The organism is Paenibacillus sp. An7 (assembly GCF_009870785.1).
Taxonomy (GTDB): Bacteria; Bacillota; Bacilli; order Paenibacillales; family Paenibacillaceae; genus Paenibacillus.
In genome coordinates, this window is the sequence record NZ_WTWX01000092.1 from 1 (window position 1) to 377 (window position 377).

Here is a 377-nt window from a genome sequence, read left to right on the forward strand (position 1 = left end):
GATCGCTTTTCGATGGCGTATTGTCCCGGTTTTCTTTGTTCTTTTTAACAAGATGGGGATTTACAAGCACAGTCTCAATACCTTGCGAATCCAGCCAGCGAGCCAGGCTAAGCCAGTAATGCCCCGTAGGCTCCATACCGACAATGACTTTCTGAAGCTTGTAAGATTTCAATAAATCTCGGATCCAACACTTGAGAAAGTTGAATCCTTCTAAATGATTTCCGAATTTTAGGGATGTACCAAGTGCGATTCCTCGAAAGCTCACAGCCCGAGCAACATGGACTTCCTGAGCAATATCTACACCGACCACCAGATGATGAACGGTAATGTTTTCAATGAGTTGATTTTGTTTTTCTTGTGCTTTAAACTTCATGTTA

At 42.4% G+C, this 377-nt stretch carries 1 protein-coding gene; it reads right to left on the reverse strand.

Going from position 1 to position 377, the window contains the following annotated elements:
• Positions 1–373 (reverse strand): IS110 family transposase (locus GQY27_RS21275; RefSeq protein WP_160037253.1); only part of this gene is annotated, 373 nt, incomplete at its 3' end.
• Between the last annotated feature and the right edge of the window lie 4 nt (positions 374–377).